General features: G+C 70.1%; 13 protein-coding genes and 1 riboswitch. Of the genes, 1 reads left to right on the plus strand and 12 read right to left on the minus strand.

Going from position 1 to position 15634, the window contains the following annotated elements:
* Nucleotides 1-32: 32 nt before the first annotated feature.
* From cobO to M673_RS03480, 8 genes are all read right to left on the minus strand, one after another.
* Complete coding sequence (gene cobO, locus M673_RS03445; protein ID WP_061973587.1) at nucleotides 33-674, minus strand: cob(I)yrinic acid a,c-diamide adenosyltransferase; 642 nt, start codon at nucleotides 672-674, stop codon at nucleotides 33-35.
* Nucleotides 671-4441, minus strand: a complete 3771-nt coding sequence (gene cobN / locus M673_RS03450; RefSeq protein WP_061973589.1) for a cobaltochelatase subunit CobN — start codon at nucleotides 4439-4441, stop codon at nucleotides 671-673. Before cobN ends, cobO begins: the two co-directional genes overlap by 4 nt.
* Before the next feature lie 6 nt (nucleotides 4442-4447).
* Nucleotides 4448-5527, minus strand: a complete 1080-nt coding sequence (cobW, locus tag M673_RS03455; RefSeq protein WP_061973591.1) for a cobalamin biosynthesis protein CobW — start codon at nucleotides 5525-5527, stop codon at nucleotides 4448-4450.
* Nucleotides 5528-5531: 4 nt separating this feature from the next.
* Nucleotides 5532-6044, minus strand: a complete 513-nt coding sequence (cobU, locus tag M673_RS03460; protein WP_061973593.1) for a bifunctional adenosylcobinamide kinase/adenosylcobinamide-phosphate guanylyltransferase — start codon at nucleotides 6042-6044, stop codon at nucleotides 5532-5534.
* Nucleotides 6041-6775, minus strand: a complete 735-nt coding sequence (locus M673_RS03465; RefSeq protein ID WP_082639147.1) for a CbtA family protein — start codon at nucleotides 6773-6775, stop codon at nucleotides 6041-6043. Before M673_RS03465 ends, cobU begins: the two co-directional genes overlap by 4 nt.
* 114 nt (nucleotides 6776-6889) lie before the next feature.
* Nucleotides 6890-7075 (minus strand): CbtB domain-containing protein, encoded by a 186-nt coding sequence (locus M673_RS03470; protein WP_061977639.1) that lies wholly within the window; start codon nucleotides 7073-7075, stop codon nucleotides 6890-6892.
* A 32-nt stretch (nucleotides 7076-7107) separates the two neighbouring features.
* A riboswitch (cobalamin riboswitch) is annotated at nucleotides 7108-7345 on the minus strand.
* A gap of 116 nt (nucleotides 7346-7461) precedes the next feature.
* A complete protein-coding gene (locus M673_RS03475; protein ID WP_082639148.1) occupies nucleotides 7462-7839 on the minus strand; it encodes a response regulator in 378 nt (125 codons plus the stop codon).
* 162 nt (nucleotides 7840-8001) lie between these two features.
* Complete coding sequence (locus M673_RS03480) at nucleotides 8002-9792, minus strand: sensor histidine kinase (protein WP_187301292.1); 1791 nt, start codon at nucleotides 9790-9792, stop codon at nucleotides 8002-8004.
* Between the two features lie 222 nt (nucleotides 9793-10014).
* Here M673_RS03480 and M673_RS03485 point away from each other — a divergent pair, with 222 nt between their 5' ends.
* Nucleotides 10015-10866 (plus strand): SDR family NAD(P)-dependent oxidoreductase, encoded by an 852-nt coding sequence (locus tag M673_RS03485; RefSeq protein ID WP_061973597.1) that lies wholly within the window; start codon nucleotides 10015-10017, stop codon nucleotides 10864-10866.
* A gap of 41 nt (nucleotides 10867-10907) precedes the next feature.
* On the opposite strand, the gene M673_RS03490 is transcribed toward M673_RS03485, so the two are convergent.
* The 4 genes from M673_RS03490 to M673_RS03505 form a co-directional block, all read right to left on the minus strand.
* Nucleotides 10908-11495, minus strand: a complete 588-nt coding sequence (locus tag M673_RS03490; protein ID WP_061973599.1) for a cytochrome b — start codon at nucleotides 11493-11495, stop codon at nucleotides 10908-10910.
* 205 nt (nucleotides 11496-11700) lie between these two features.
* Nucleotides 11701-13203, minus strand: coding sequence for a cobyric acid synthase (locus M673_RS03495; protein WP_061973601.1), 1503 nt, complete (start codon nucleotides 13201-13203; stop codon nucleotides 11701-11703).
* Entirely contained in the window at nucleotides 13200-13946 is a 747-nt protein-coding gene (locus M673_RS03500) for a TSUP family transporter (protein WP_061973603.1), read from the minus strand. The genes M673_RS03495 and M673_RS03500 overlap by 4 nt, the downstream gene beginning before the upstream one ends.
* Before the next feature lie 79 nt (nucleotides 13947-14025).
* Nucleotides 14026-15285: an MFS transporter gene (locus tag M673_RS03505; RefSeq protein ID WP_061973605.1), complete on the minus strand. Its 1260-nt coding sequence runs from the start codon at nucleotides 15283-15285 to the stop codon at nucleotides 14026-14028.
* Between the last annotated feature and the right edge of the window lie 349 nt (nucleotides 15286-15634).

The raw sequence follows: 15634 nt of genomic DNA on the forward strand, positions 1-15634 counted from the left end.
CCGGGCCGGGCTGGGGGGAAAAAGGCGAGGCGTCAGAACTCGATGCCGCGCTGCGCCTTGATGCCGGAGCGGAACGGGTGCTTCACCATCTCCATCTCGGTGACGAGATCGGCGAACTCGATCAGCTCTTCGCGCGCGTTGCGGCCGGTGATGACGACATGCTTCATCTCCGGCTTGTGGTCGCGCAGGAAGTCCACGATCTCCTCGACCGGGAGATAGTCGTAGCGCAGGACGATGTTCAGCTCGTCCAGGATCACCATGTCGTGCTCCTCGTCGGCGATCATCGCCTTGGCCCGCTCCCAGGCGGCGCGGGCGGCGGCGATGTCGCGCTGTCGGTCCTGCGTTTCCCAGGTGAAGCCGTCGCCCATGGCGGTGATCGTCACCTCGCCCTCGAAGCGCTCCAGCGCGCGCCGCTCCCCCGTTTCCCACTTGCCCTTCACGAACTGCACGATGCCGACCTTCATGCCGTTGCCGAGCGCGCGGAAAACGAGGCCGAAGGCGGCGGTGGACTTGCCCTTGCCCTTGCCGGTGTGAACGATGACGAGGCCCTTTTCCTGCGTCTTGGTGGCGAGAATCTTGTCACGCGCGGCCTTCTTCTTGCGCATCTTTTCGGCGTGGCGGGCGTCGAGCTCTTCCTCGCTCATGGCGGCGACAAGGGGGGATTTCTCACTCATGGCAACGCTTCCTCCGCCGCAAGGGCGCTGGGTTCGAGGGCACCGGATTCGAGTGCACTGGGTTCGAGGGCGAATCTGACGGAGTTGGAGCGCGGATGCCAGAGCCCGCGCCTGATGGCCTCGGCAAAGCGCCGGCGCATTTCGGCCAGCGCCGCCGGGTTGTTTCGGGCCAGGAAGTCCAAGACCTCTCCATCCTCCAGAAAGGCGGCGTGGACGAGGTCGAAATGCCGGTCGGCCACGTCATGGGTGGTGGCGGCGAAGGCGAAGAGATAGTCCACCGTCGCCGTCATCTCGAAGGCGCCCTTGTAGCCGTGGCGCATGACGCCGGCGATCCATTTCGGGTTCACCACGCGGGCGCGCACGACGCGGGCGATCTCCTCGTCCAGCCGGCGCACCACGGGGCGCTCGGGGCGCGAGTGGTCGTTGTGGTAGCCGACTGGGGCACGGCCGGAGAGCGTTTCCACCGCCGCCGACATGCCGCCTTCGAACTGGTAGTAGTCGTCGGAATCCAGAAGGTCGTGCTCGCGATTGTCCTGGTTCTGCACCACGGCCTCGACGCTCGTGAGCCGCCGCTCCAGGCATTCGCGCGCCGGCAGGCCTTCGGCCTCCGCGCCATAAGCATAGGCGCCCCAATGGAGATAGGCGTCGGCAAGATCCGCCCGGCTGGTCCAGCCGCCCTCGTCGATCAGCGCCTGCAACCCCGCGCCATAGGCGCCGGGCTTGGAGCCGAAAACGCGGTGGCCGGCGAGTTGGCGCGCCTTATCGGGCGCGAGGCCCCGCGCCTCGGCCTCAGTCGCCTCGCGCCGCATCCGCTCGGCGATCGGGTTTTCGGCCGGGTCCTCGTCCAGGGCGCCGATCGCCCGAGCGGCCCGGTCCACGAGCGCGATCTGGTCGGGAAAGGCGTCGCGGAAGAAGCCGGACACGCGCAGCGTCACGTCCACCCGCGGCCGTCCGAGCCGGGCGAGCGGCACGATTTCGAAGCCGGTGACGCGGCCCGACGCGCGATCCCATGTCGGCTTGGCGCCCATCAGGGCGAGCGCTTGAGCGATGTCGTCGCCGCCCGTGCGCATGTTCGCCGTGCCCCAGGCGGTGAGGCCGACCGAACTCAGCCATTCGCCCTGGTCCTGGAAATGGCGCTCCACCAGCCGCTCGGCCGACAGGCGGCCGAGGCGCCAGGCCGCTTCCGTCGGCACGGCGCGCGTGTCGACGGAGAAGAAGTTTCGCCCTGTCGGCAGCGTGTCGGGCCGCCCGCGCGTCGGCGCGCCGGAAGGGCCGGGGGCGACGAAGCAGCCCTCCAAGCCCTGCAAGAGCCCCGCGATCTCCGCCGCGCCGCAGGCGGTGACGCTGGGCCTAAGCCGTGTTTCGATCTCGCCCAGCACGGCCGCCGTGCGGCTCCAGCCGGGCTCGGCCGCGTCCTCGCCCGCGACAAGGCGGGCGGCCAGGAGTTCGATCCGCTCGACCGTGTCGCCCACTGTGCGCCAGGGGTCTGTGGACAGGCTGTGAAGAACCTTGGGGCGAGGGCCGGCCCAGCTTGTGGAAAAGTCGCAGTCCAGCGGATCGAAGCCGAGCGCGAGATCGTCCGCCAGCGCCCGGTGCAGCGAGGCGTCGGGGCCTTCCGTGCCGCGCGGCAGGCGGGCGAGCGCGACCGTGAGGTCGGTGAGCAGCCGTCCCTCGGGCGCGACGCCGAAGACATGCAGCCCGTCGCGGATCTGAAGTTCCTTGAGATCGCAGAGCCAAGCGTCGAGCTTGCCCAGCGCCTCGTCGCCCGCCTCGCCGGGCGCGAGCCCCGCATCGGCGCCGAGCCCGCTCGCCTCCAGAAGCGCCAGAATGTCCTTGCGCAGGAGCGCGGCGCGTCTCGCGTCGCCCTGGTTCGCCTCGTAATACTCGTCCACCAGCTTTTCCAGATCGCGCGCCGGGCCGTGGCTTTCGGCGCGCGTGAGCGGCGGGGTCAGGTGGTCGATGATGACGGCCGAGGTCCGACGCTTGGCCTGCGTCCCCTCGCCGGGATCGTTGACGATGAACGGGTAGAGATGCGGCAGGGGGCCAAGGATCGCCTCGGGCCAGCAGCGCTCCGACAGCGCCAGGGCCTTGCCCGGCAGCCATTCCAGATTGCCGTGCTTGCCCATGTGGATGAGCGCATCGGCGCCGAACTGCTCGCGCAAGAAGGCGTAGAAGGCGAGATAGCCATGCGGCGGCACGAGGTCCGGCGCGTGATAGGTTTCCTTCGGGTCGATATTGTAGCCGCGCGCCGGCTGGATGCCGACGGTGACTTGACCGAACCGGGCGAGCGGCAGGCAGAAGCCCCGCGCGGGATCGAAGAACGGGTCGGCTTCCGGCGCACCCCAGCGCTCCACCATCGCGGCCTGCAATTCGGGAGGTAAGCCGGCAAAAGCACTGAGATAGGCGTCGAGCGAAAGGGTCTCGCGGACGATGCGCCCGGCGCGCTCGCCCGAATTGGTCGGTCCGGCCTGGAGATGCTCCACCAACGCATTGCCGCTTCGGGGAAAGTCCGACAGCCCATAGCCTGCGTCGCGCAGCGCCTCCAGAACGCGCACCGTACCGGCCGGCGTGTCGAGCCCGACGCCATTGCCGATGCGCCCGTCCCGGTTGGGATAGTTGGCGAGCACGATCGCGACGCGCCGCTCCCTGGGGCCAAGCATGCGCAAACGGGCCCAGCGGCGGGCCAGCTCCGCCACGAAGCGCAGGCGATCGGGCTCCGGCCGGTGCGACACGAGATCGATCTCGGTCAAGGCGTCCCATTCCGCCGCGCTCTTGAAGGCGATGGCGCGGCTGAGAACGCGCCCGTCCACCTCCGGCAGGGCGACGCTCATGGCGAGGTCCCGCGCGGAGAGGCCTTGGCTCGAGCGCTCCCAGGCCTCGCGCGCGCCGCTCGCCAGCACCGCCTGCAACACCACGGCGCCGGTCTCGTCCAGCACCGTGCCCTTGTGCGCGGCGCCCGGCGTGGAGACGGCAAAGCCCGTGAGATTGACGACCACGCCAGGGGGATGGCGCGCGAAGATCGCACGCAGCGTCTCGACGCTGACGGGGTCCTTCAAGCTGCTGACGAAGAGCGGCAGGGGCGCCAGCCCTTGGGTCTCCAGCGCGTCGCACAGGGCCTCGACCGCCTCCGTCTGTCCGCTCTGCACCAGCGCGCGATAGAAGATGACGGGCACGACCGGGCGAGGATCGCCCTCGCTCAGGGCTTCGCCCCGCGTGAGCAGCCCCGCCTTGAGGATCGGGCGCGGTTCGCCCGCCGGCCCCTCGCCCGTCAGCGGCTCGCCCTTCAGCAGCGCGCGGCAGCTTTCCAGAAATCCATCCGCATTCGCCGCGCCGCCTTCGCAAAGGAAGCGCCAGAGGCGATGGCGCGTCTCGGGAACGAGCGTGGAAAACCGGTCGAGCCCAGGGTCGGGCTTGTCGTCGCCGGGCAGGATGGCGAGGTCGAACCCGCCCGCCCGCGCCGCCGCCAGCAGCGCCTCGCATCCATGCGGCCAGTAGCGCTCGCCGCCGAGCAGCCGCACCACGACGAGCCGCGCCCCCCCGCCCATGCGGGCGAGATAGGTGTCGACCGACATCGGGTGCGACAGGCGCAGGAGATTGGCGAGGCGCAGCTCGGCCGAGCCGAGACCCAGCCGGCGTGCCGCGCCGGCCAGCGCCGCGAGCTCGGTGTCGGCGGCCGAGAGAAACAGGATCTCGCCGGGGCTCTGCCCGAGATCCACCGCCTCCGCGCCGTCCGCGATCGTTCCGCGCTGCGCGGCGAGGAGATGCAAGGCCGCTTACTCCGCCGCCGCCTGGGCTTCAGTGGAGGCGAGCGCGGCGATGGCGGCGCGGATCGCCCCCTCGTTTTCCTCGATCGCGTCGTGCAGGCCGATCACCACGAGACGGGTCGCGCGCGCTTCGCCGGGCGCGAAGGGCCGGTCGTAATAGGCCTCGACGCGCCCGCCGACGGCCTGCACGAGAAGCCGCGCCGCCTTGCCTTCGACGGCCGCGAAGCCCTTGAGGCGCAGGATGTCGTGCGCGGCGATCAGACCCTTCAGCCCGTCCACGAACCGGTCGGGCGAAGCGAGCGGGCGGGTCTCCACCACGATGCTCTCGAAATCGTCGTGGTCGTGCGCCACGCCGCCCTCGTGCTCGATCTCGTGATGCGAGCGGCGCTCGTGGATGTGGTCCTCCGTGCCGCTGGCAAGGCCCAGAAGCACGTCGGCCGGCAGCTTGCCCTGGCTCGCCGTCACGAGGGCGAGCTTGCGCCCGGCGACAAGGGTTACCTCCTCGCGCACGCGGGCTAGCTCCTCGTCCGAGACGAGATCGGCCTTGGACAGAACGAGAAGGTCGGCGGCGCGGATCTGGTCCTCGAACAGCTCTTCCAGCGGGTTGTCATGATCGAGGCTTTCGTCGGCCTCGCGCTGCGCCTGAACCTTCGCCTCGTCGTCGGCAAAGCGCCCGGCCGCAACCGCCGCCGCATCGATCACGGTGACGACGCCGTCCACGGTGACGCGGGCCTTCACCTCGGGCCAGTTGAAGGCGGCCACCAGCGGCTGAGGCAGGGCGAGGCCGGAGGTCTCGATCACGATATGGTCGAGCCGGTCCGCGTGCTCCAGCAGCTTTTCCATGGTGGGAATGAAGTCGTCGGCGACCGTGCAGCAGATGCATCCGTTGGTGAGTTCGACCACATCCTCCTCGCGGCAGGTCTCCACGCCGCAGCCTTTCAGGATGTCGCCGTCGACGCCGAGATCGCCGAACTCGTTGATGACGAGGGCGATGCGCCGGCCCTCGGCATTCTGCAGGAGGTTGCGGATCAGCGTGGTTTTGCCGGCGCCTAGAAAGCCGGTGACGACGGTGGCGGGAATCTTGCGCATGAGATCAGCCTTTGAGAGGGAGGGGCAGGCCGGCGGCGACGAAGGTGACGCGGTCTGCCAGCGCTGCGATCTGTTGGTGAAGACGCCCGGCCTCGTCGCGAAAGCGCCGGGCGAGCTTGTTTTCGGGGACGATGGATAGGCCGACCTCGTTGGAGACGAGCACCACGAACCCGGGCAGGGGGCCGCGTAGCGTCTCGCACAGGCGCGCCGCCTCAGCCGGAATGTCGGCCTCGCTGAAAAGGAGATTGCTGAGCCAGAGCGTCAGGCAGTCCACCAGGAGGGCGCGGCCCTCGCCCGCCTCGCGCCGCAGCGCGCCGGCAAGATCCAGCGGCTCCGCCACCGTCAGCCAGGGCGCGGGGCGGCGCGCCTGATGATGGGCGATGCGCTCCTCCATCTCGGTATCGAAGGCCTGGCCCGTCGCGAGATAGACGGGCTGGAGGCCGGAGGCCATGACGAGGGTTTCGGCATGGTGGCTCTTGCCCGAGCGCGCGCCGCCGAGAACGAAGTGAACGCTCACGCCGAGAGGGCCGCGGCCCGGCGCTCGTTTCGCACCAGCCGATCGCTGGCGAGCCCGGCGCCGAGGCCGATCAGCACCCAGAACAGGGCCGAGACGGCGAGCGAGGCGACGGCGAACTCGGCCGCCAGCGTCGGCGGAATGGGGCTGGCCAGATCGGCGGGATGGGGCGCGGCGAAGAGATGCGGCGCGACGAGAAGCGCGAGGCCCGCGAGCCGCGCGGCGGTGGAGCCGCGCAGAACGACCAGCCAGAGCCCGGCCACGGATGCGCCGACGGTGGCGAGCCACCAGAGCTGACGGGCGGCCAGATCGGCGGCCGGCATGGCGGGAAGCTCCGGCGGCAGGCCGAGCGCGGGGGCGAGCGTCACGGCGCCGAAGCCGGCCAGGCCCCAGAGCGCGCCGTTGCGGAACGTCAGCGGCCGGTTGGCGGCCAAGCTCGCGGCGGCGAGCAACAGCGCGAAGCCGCAGCCGAGCACGAGATTGGCCAGGATCGAGCCGCCGGTGCGGCTTTCCACCAGCGTCGTCGCCTCGCCGCCCTCGTGGCCGGAATGGGCGAGCGCGGGGGAAACGAGAGCAAGGCCGGCGGCATGGTCGTGGCCGGCGGGCGCGCCGCCTTCCTCGTAGACTTCCGCCGCGAGGATCAGGGGAACGAGCTTGGCCTGCTGAACGGGCGTGACGAGCAAGCCGGCGAAAAGGCCGGCGAAGATCGCGGCCGAAAGGGTGCGGGTGAGCATGGGCGAAATCCTGCGCGCGGACGGGGCTCGCGGGCGAGCGCGCGTCCGAAAAGACGAGACGAATCCGGGTTCAGCGTCGGCTGGCGAGATGCGGTGCGACGGAGCGGGGAGGCGTCAGTGGCAGGGAAGGCCCATGGCGTGGCGGGCGTCGTGCACGGTGTCGTGCAGCGCGTCGGCGCTGGCAAAGCCCGCGCCCCAGACGAGGAATGCGCCGAGCGACAGGGCGAAAGCGGCGACGAGAAGGCGCGTCTGCGCCGGTGCGTCGGTGTGAGGAACGGCCGGTGCGGCGGTTCGGATCATGGCATCAACCTCCGTGACGGCGGCCGACATGGCCGCCTTCGCAAGGGATGGCAGGTCTCCTGGCTCGCGGGTCACGGGTCCTCTCCTGCCTTCCCGGGCCGCGAGGCCCAGTGGCGTTTCCGGCGGAAAGACCGCCGGTGAAGAAACCTCGCCGCTCTACAGTCGCGGGGTCGGCTGCGATCCGGGCCCTTGGTTTAAGTCGGCCCTTCGCATTCCCTCTTAGCCCGCGCACGCATGTCGCGCCGCGGGACCATCCAGCGCGGGAGGATAAACCCCCTGGGCCTCAAGTCAAACGATTCAGGGAGATAGGCGACGAGGCGTCTGTCATCTCGTCAAGCTGCGGATGCGCCGTCCGGCTCACGCCAGCCAGGCGGCGCATTCGCCTATCAGCCGGTCGGCATCGCCTTTTCCAAGGCGCTGAGGATCAGCGCCGAACTGACGGGCTTGGGCAGGAAGCGCGCCTGCCGGGGCAGGTCGCTCGCGTCCGGCTGAACCCGGCCGGAGCAGACCACGATCGACACCTGCGGCCAGCGCGCGGCGACCTGGCGCGCCAGATCGATCCCGTCGATCGGGCCGGGCATCTCGATATCGGTGTAGAGCAGTTCGATCGTTTCGGTGTCCGCCAGATGGCGGAGCGCCTGGGTCGTGTTGGCGGCTTCCAGCACGGTGAAGCCGGCGTCCTCCAGGAGGTCGACGGCCTCCATGCGCAGGAGGGGTTCATCCTCGGCGACGAGGGCAACGGCATGTTTTGCTGGCGTGCTCATGTCCGATAAAGGCGCGAACACCGGAAAGGTTTCCAGTCTACGAACCCAGCCAACGACTTGCTTCGAATCGCCATTTTTCTGTGTCGTTCCGCATCGCTCTGCCACCTCGAATCAGCCTCTGAAATCAGCGGCGGCTGAGCTGTGAGAGCTCGCAAGACGCCTTCAGGCCTGCGGGCTGCGAATGGCCGCGAGCGGCGCCTCGATCCGGCACAGGAGGCCGGTGGGCTCGAAACTGTGCTCCACGCTGCCGCCGACCGAGCCGGGCAGGCCGCGCTCGATCAGCCGCGAGCCGAAGCCACGGCGGCTGGGCGCCAGGACGGGTGGCCCGCCGCGCTCCCGCCAAACGAGGCGGAACACCGGCGCGCCGTCCAGAACACCCGTGCTCCAGGAAAGGTCCACCTCGCCTTCGGGCACGGACAGGGCGCCGTATTTCACGGCGTTGGTGGCGAGTTCATGCAGGATCAGCGCCAGCGACAGCGCCGCGTCCGAGCCGATCTCGATGGCCGGGCCGTCGAGGCGGATGCGGTTCTGCCCGTCGTCGTGAAGCGCCAGTGTGTCGCCCACCACGGTGCGGATGTCGGCCGTGTCCTGGCTGCGGCCCAGAAGCAGGTCGTGCGCTCGGCTGAGCGCGGCGAGCCGGTTGCCCAGCGTTTCGCGCGCGGTCAGCATGTCGGGCGCGTTGCGCAGCGTCTGCGACGCGATCGCCTGAACCATGGCGAGCGTGTTCTTCAGCCGATGGCTCAACTCGTGGTTGAGCATCCGCTCGCGCTCTTCGGCGCGGCTGCGCCCGATCTCGGCATGGGCGCGGTCGCCCACCGCCCGCACGAAGCGAAGATCGGCCTCGGAAAACTGGTGCGGCTGGTCGTAGTGGACGAAGATCACCGCCGAAAACCGCCCGTGCTCGATGATCGGCACGTTGAGAAGGACGCGGATGCCGATCGTCTCCAGCGAGGCGCGGTGGAGCGCCGTGCGCGGATCGGCCGACACGTCCTCGATGATCACCGTCTCGCCACGCTTCAGGTCGTCGATGAAGGAGCCGTAGTCGCGGAAATGATGCAGACCGGCAATGCTGGCCGTGCCCGGCAGGCGCCAGTCGGGCTGCATCATCACCGTTTCCTGGACCGGGTCCACCACGCCGAAGCCGGCGCGGCTCGCGCGAAGCTGGCTCGCCATGGCCTCGGCGGCCGCGAAGGCGATCTCGCCGACATCGTGAAGCTCGCGCAGCCGCTCGCCGAGATCCACCAGCGCCGCCTTGCGCGCCTCGCCCTCGCGATAGGCCGTGGTGTCGATCGCCACGCCCGGAAAGCGCAAGGGGCGGCCGGTCGCGTCGTTGAAGGCGCGCCCGCGCGCGTGGACCCAGGTCACGTTGCCCGAACTCTTGCTGAGCAGGCGATAGTCCTCGCTGAAATCGCTGCCTTTCGAAACCGCTGTCGCGATCGCCTCCGACACGCGCGGCCGATCCTCGGGGTGGATGCCCTCCACGAACAGCTGGATCGGCACCCCGGCTTCGGCCTCCTCGGCATCGACGCCGAACATTCCCGCGAAATAGGGGCCGGCATAGACCCGGTCGGCCGCAAGGTCCCAATCCCACCAGCCGAGCGAGCCCGACGCCTCGAAGGCCAGCGCCAGGCGCTCCTCCGACATGAGGCGCGCCGCCTCGCTGCGGCGAAGCCGGGAGGCGAGATCGCCCACCTCCGCCGGCTCGCGCTCGGCTCCGCCGCTCAAGGCGGATCGCGGCTCGGGCGCGTCGTGGCCTTCGCGCGCCAGCCGGCGCGCAGCCCTCAGATAGCTCGCCGCCTCCGCCCGCATCTCGGCGATCTCGCGCATCTGGTCGTGCTGGCTCTCTCCATCTGGCAGCGGCGAGGCGAGCGGCACGGAGGCGATCAGACCTTGCAGGCGCTCGATTTCGGCCAGGAGCTCGTGCCGAGACGCGGAATGAAGGTCGAGAATCACGAAGGGCGGCAATCCGAAAAGGCGCGAAGCAAAGGGCTGTATGGGTGACATAGGGTGGCGTCCGCGCTTCGGGGCGTCAATCCATCGCACGCGACTTTGAGCGTAGGTGACGAGCCTTCTCGGCCCGTCCCGTCAAAATGTCGCGGCGTCTTTGCCGCTTTCGCCTTGGGGCGTGGGGCTGCTATCTCCCTTTTCGACGCCTTGAACCGCCGGGAGACCCCCATGCACCACCCCGCCATCGCACCCCTCCACACCGCCGTCGTGATCGGCGGCGCGACGGGTATCGGCTTTGCCGCAGCCAAGCGCTTCGTCGCCATGGGGCTCAAGGTCGCCGTGGTCGATCGGCGCATGGACGAGCTGGTCCGCGCCCACGAGGCTTTGAGCGAGCTGGCGGGCGGCGAGGAAGGGCGCGTTCTCGCCGCGGCCTGCGACGTCAGCGACCGGGCCGGCCTCGCCAAGACCGCTCAGCATGTGGCGGACACGCTCGGCCCCGTTCATGTCCTCATGAACAATGCCGGCATCCAGCCGGGCTCCTCGATCTTCGGGGATCAGGACGCGTGGGACGCGGTGCTGTCGATCAATCTGGGCGGCGTCATCAACGGCACGCGCATTTTCGGCCCCGGCATGCTGGCGCACGGCCAGCCCGGCCTCATCATCAACACCGGCTCCAAGCAGGGCATCACTACGCCGCCGGGCGACCCCGCCTACAACGTGTCCAAGGCCGGGGTGAAGGTTCTGACTGAGGCGCTCCAGCACGAGCTGCGGAACCGGCCGGACAACCGCGTCGAGGCCGCGCTGCTGATCCCCGGCTTCGTCTGGACCGATCTGACCCGCCGCGACCGGACCGAGAAGCCCGCCGGCGCCTGGACGCCGGAGGAGACGGTCGATTTCATGCTGGAGCGGCTGGAGGCCGGCGACTTCTACATTCTCTGCCCCGACAACGAGACCACGCGCGAGACCGACGAGAAGCGCATTCGCTGGGCCGCCGCCGACGTCGCCGACAACCGCCCGCCGCTGTCGCGCTGGGAGCCGACCTGGGCGCCGCGCTTCAAGGCCTATCTCGAAGGCGAGTGAGGGGCGCGGACGCGCTTCCCCAGGGGTGAGCCGCCCCGCCTTTATACCCTTGCGGCGAGGTGGCGCGCGGCGGGGCCGCGCGTCATGGAGCCGAACGTCCCGTCGCGCCGCACGAAGCCGTGCCAGAGCGCCATGGCGATGTGGCCGGCGATGAGGGCGAAGAGGGTCCAGCCGAGAAACTCGTGGACTTCGCCGGCGAAGGAGCCGAGAGCGGCGTTGGGACCCGGCGTTACCGGCGCGAAGACCTGATGGCCGTAGATCGTGAGGTCGCGGCCCTTGCCGAAGGCGCGCAGAATGCCGAGAGCGGGAACGAGGATCAAAAGCCCGTAGAGCGCGATATGGCCGAGCGCGGCGGCTTTGCGCAGGAGGGCCGGCCCCTCCGTCGCGGGGCGGCGGCGCAGGTTGGCCAGTCCCCAGGCCCCGCGCAGAATGGCCAGCCAGGCGATGGTGAAGCCGGTCCCGACATGCGTGCTCCAGAAGAAGGCGTCGAGCGGCGAATGCTCGGCGACGGCCCGCACCACCGCCGACAGAAGCTGCCAGACCAGAAGAAGCGCCATGCCCCAATGGAGTATGCGGCTGACCCGGCCGTAGCCCTCTGGATCGTCCACCCAAGGCGAATGCGTCGGCATCGAATTGTCCCTTGAATCCATTCTTTGGAATGCTTCTAAAAACCTCGGCCGGGAAGTCGAGTGAATTTCCCGTCTGGATTCGGCAATGTTCCGGCAATCTGGACGCCGCCCGATCCGGCGGGCGTGAGCCGGGGCGAACGGCAGGGAAGCTGTCTGGAAGCGCGATGCTTTCGGCAAGCCCGGCGAGGCGCTCCGGCCCTTCGTGTCAGTCGCCCGCGCGCTGCGCCAGACGCAGGAGCGCGTCGGCGTCGAGATGCTGCTCCAGCCGGGCGGCGATGGCGTCGAGCGCGGCCTCGATGCCGGCGCGGTAGGCGTTCTCGGGGCCGGACAGGCCAAGGCTCTGGAGCAGGTGGCGGCGCCAGGGGTCGGAGCCGAAGACGCCGTGGAGATAGGTCCCCTCGACCTGCCCGTCGGCGCTGCGCGCGCCCTCCGGCCGGCCGAGAAGCGTGGCGAAGGGGCGCTCGCGGTCCGGCCCCGCCGTCGCGCCCATATGGATCTCGTAGCCCTCCAGCGCCAACCCTTCGGGCGAGGTGCCGCTGGCGGCGCGCACGGTCTTCGGCCCCTGCATCACGGTTTCGACGTCGAGAAGGCCGAGCCCCTCGGCCTCGGGAATCGCGCCGTCCACGCCGTCGGGGTCGCGGATGCGCCGACCCAACATCTGGTAGCCGCCACACAGGCCGAGAATGCGCCCGCCGCGCGCGTGGTGGCGCTTGAGATCGGCGTCCCAGCCGTTGCGGCGAAACGCCAGGAGATCGGCGATCGTGGATTTCGTGCCGGGCAGGACGACGAGCCCCGCGTCAAGCGGCAGCGGCTCGCCGGGGCGCACGAAGCGCACCTCGACTCCAGGCTCGGCGGCGAGCGGGTCGAGATCGTCGAAATTGGCGATGCGGTCGAGCACGGGCACGGCGACGAGAAGGCGGGCCGCGCCTTCGCTGGGCGGCCGCCGCGCTTCCAGCGCCACCGAATCCTCCGCCGGCAGGCGGCTCGCCTCCGTCAGCCAGGGCACGACGCCGAAGCTCGGCCAGCCGGTGAAGCGTGTGATGGCGGCGAGCCCGTCCTCGAACAGGGTCGGGTCGCCCCGGAACTTGTTGACGAGAAAGCCTCTGATCGGCGCCAGATCCTCGGGCGGCAGGATCGTGTGGGTGCCCACTAGAGAGGCGATGACGCCGCCCCGGTCGATGTCCCCGACCAGCACCACGGGCACGCCGGCAGCCCGGGCAAAGCCCATATTGGCGATGTCGCCGGCCCGCAGGTTGATCTCGGCCGGCGAGCCCGCGCCCTCCACCAGAACGAGGTCCGCCTCCGCCTCCAGGCGCGCGAAACTCTCGAGCACGCGGCCGAGCAGCGCCGGCTTGAGGCGCTGATAATCGGCGCCACGCGCGGCGCCCGCGACGCGCCCCTGCACCACGATCTGCGAGCCGGTCTCGGACTGGGGCTTCAGAAGAACCGGGTTCATGTGGACGCTGGGCTCGGCGCCGCAAGCCAGGGCCTGCAGCCACTGCGCCCGGCCGATCTCGCCCCATTCGCCGCTCTCGGGAATGCGGGCGACGGCGGCATTGTTGCTCATGTTCTGCGGCTTGAAGGGGCGAACCGTCAGACCCCGATTGCGGAACAGCCTGCAAAGCCCGGCGACGAGCACGCTCTTGCCGACATCCGAGCCCGTGCCCTGGAGCATCAGGGCCGGGGTCGGCCTCAGCCCTGTGCTCATGCCCAGAGCAGGCGCACGGCGAGCGCGATGCAGACCGTGACCAGAAGCGGGCGGATCAGCTTGGAGCCAAAGCGCATGGCGGAGGCCGCGCCGACGCGCGCGCCGATGAACTGCGCGAGGCCCATGGCGAAGCCGAGCTGCCAATGGATCGTTCCGACGCTTGCGAAGACGAGGAAGCCGCCGACATTGGAGGCGAAATTCAGGAACTTGGTGTGGGCGGTGGCCTTGAGAACGCCGTAGCCGGCGAGACTGACGAAGGCGAGCATGAAGAACGAGCCCGTGCCCGGCCCGAACAAGCCGTCATAGGCGCCGATCAGCGGCACCACGACGAGCGCGAAGCGCCGGGGCGAGATGCGGCGCTCGCGGTCGATGTCCGACAGGCCCGGCTTGAAAGCGAAATAGAGCGCGATGGCGATCAGGAGAAAGGGCAGGAGGGTTCGAAGCAGGTCGAGCGGCAGCGCGGTGGCAAGCAGCGCGCCCCCGGCCGAGCCCGCCGCCGAAAGCAGCCCGGCGGGCAGGAGCGTGCCGAGCTTCACATGGCCCTTGCGCGCATAGGCGATGGTGGCCGAGCCCGAGCCGAAGAGCGACTGGAGCTTGTTGGTGCCGAGCGCGGTCAAGGGATCGACGCCCCCCAGAAGCAGCGCCGGCACGGTGATCATGCCCCCACCGCCGGCGATGGCGTCGATGAACCCGGCCAGAAACGCCGCACCGACGAGAAGCAGGAAGACGAGATCGAGAGGCATGGGCGCGTCCGGCGGGCGGGGAAGAAAACGAGCCCGAGCCCTAGCGCATCGTGGAGCGGAGCGGAATCGCCGTGAAGGGCTAGTCTGCCAAAACGGGCCGCGGCGATCCACTCTGCGGTTCGGGCGCTCTTCGCTTCAACCGTCGCACGACCGGGACCATGAGAGCCGAGACGGCGATGCAGTAGAGGCCGAGGAGCGTGAGGATCAGGGGATAGGAGACGCCCCGGTCGATCAGGACGCCGCCGAGACCCGGGCCGAGGGCTGCGGCCAGCACCATGAGCGGCACGATGGCCGAGCGGATCGCGCCCAGATGCCGCGTGCCGTAGACCTCGGGCCAGAGCGTTCCGAAGAGCGTCAGCGAGAACCCGTCGCTGAGACCGTAGAGGACGAGGAACAGGAAAGCGGCGCGTGGGCCTTCCACTTGGCCGAGAACGAGGCAGCCGAGGCCGAGCGGGAGGAGGTAGAGCGGCAGGAAGGCGCGCGCCGAGCGCTTGTCCACGCACCAGCCCGCCAGAAGCAGGGAGCCCAGCGTCGTCAGCGCATAGAGCGGCAGGGCGGAGGCGAATAGGCCGGGCGACCAGCCGCGCAACTCGCCGAGATAGGCCTGGTGAAAGAGGATCGTGTTCGAGATGAAGGCCGGGGGCAGCATGGCCAGCAGCAGAAGCGGGAAGAGCGGATCGCGCAGCGCCTCGCGCCGCGTCCAGCCGGCCATGGCTTCGCTCCCGCCGGGCGCCTCGGCCGGGCGGCGCTCGCGCGCGAACAGGACGCCGGCCAGCGGAACGGCGAGAAGCACGAGCAGCGCCGCCACCGCGCCCCAGATGCCGCGCCAGCCGAGCGGCGCCAGCGCGAAGGCAAAGAGCGGCGGCAGCACCGCCTGGCCCGCGTTCAGCCCCAGCGAGGCCAGCGACACGGCGCGCCCGCGTCCTTCCGCCCGCCCCGGCCCGAACCAGCGCCCGAGCAGCGTATAGGCGGCATGGACGCAGAAGCCCTGGCCGAACAGGCGCAGGAGAAACAGGGCGGCGGCAAGCGCGACGGGGCCGGGGGCCAGCGCCAGAAGCAGCGCGCCGAGGGCCAGCGCCCAAACCGCCAGCATTGCCGACCGCCGGGCCGACCAGCGGTCCACGACCGGGCCGACGAAGGCCAGCGTCAGCGCCCCGGCCAGCGTCACGCCCATGTAGAGCAGCCCGAAATCGCCGTTGGACAGGGCGAAGGCGCGGCGGATCTCGCCGCCCGACAGCGAAACGAAGAAGCTCTGGCCGAAGGAGGACACGAACAGAAGCAGGAAGCCGGCGGCGAGCCAGCGCCGGTTGAGGCGCACGAAGGCGAGCGAGGCGTTCAAGCGGGGAGTCCTTCACCGATTCGGCGGTATGGCTTGAGGCGCGGTTTGCGGCAAAGGCGGACCCGGTGGCAAGTCCGGCGGGCGGTGCGGGGCATCGCGTTTCCGCGCGCTTAGATGCGTCCGATCGCCCGACACGAGCGACGCCCGGTTTGACGTAGCGGACCATCCCGGCTTTAAGGCGCTGGCCTGACGGTGCCTTGCCCGGGACGATCTCGGCGGGGCTCTTGCAAAAGCGATTCCAGGACGGCCGACCCAAACCGGGGGCGCGAAGCGGAAACTGTCGGACGCGGCGCGTCGCCCCAAGGCGAGGCCCGTTCTCCGGCGCAACAACGTGACGGAGGATCAGTCC

The sequence above is a fragment of the Aureimonas sp. AU20 genome (assembly GCF_001442755.1).
Lineage (GTDB): Bacteria > Pseudomonadota > Alphaproteobacteria > Rhizobiales > Rhizobiaceae > Aureimonas.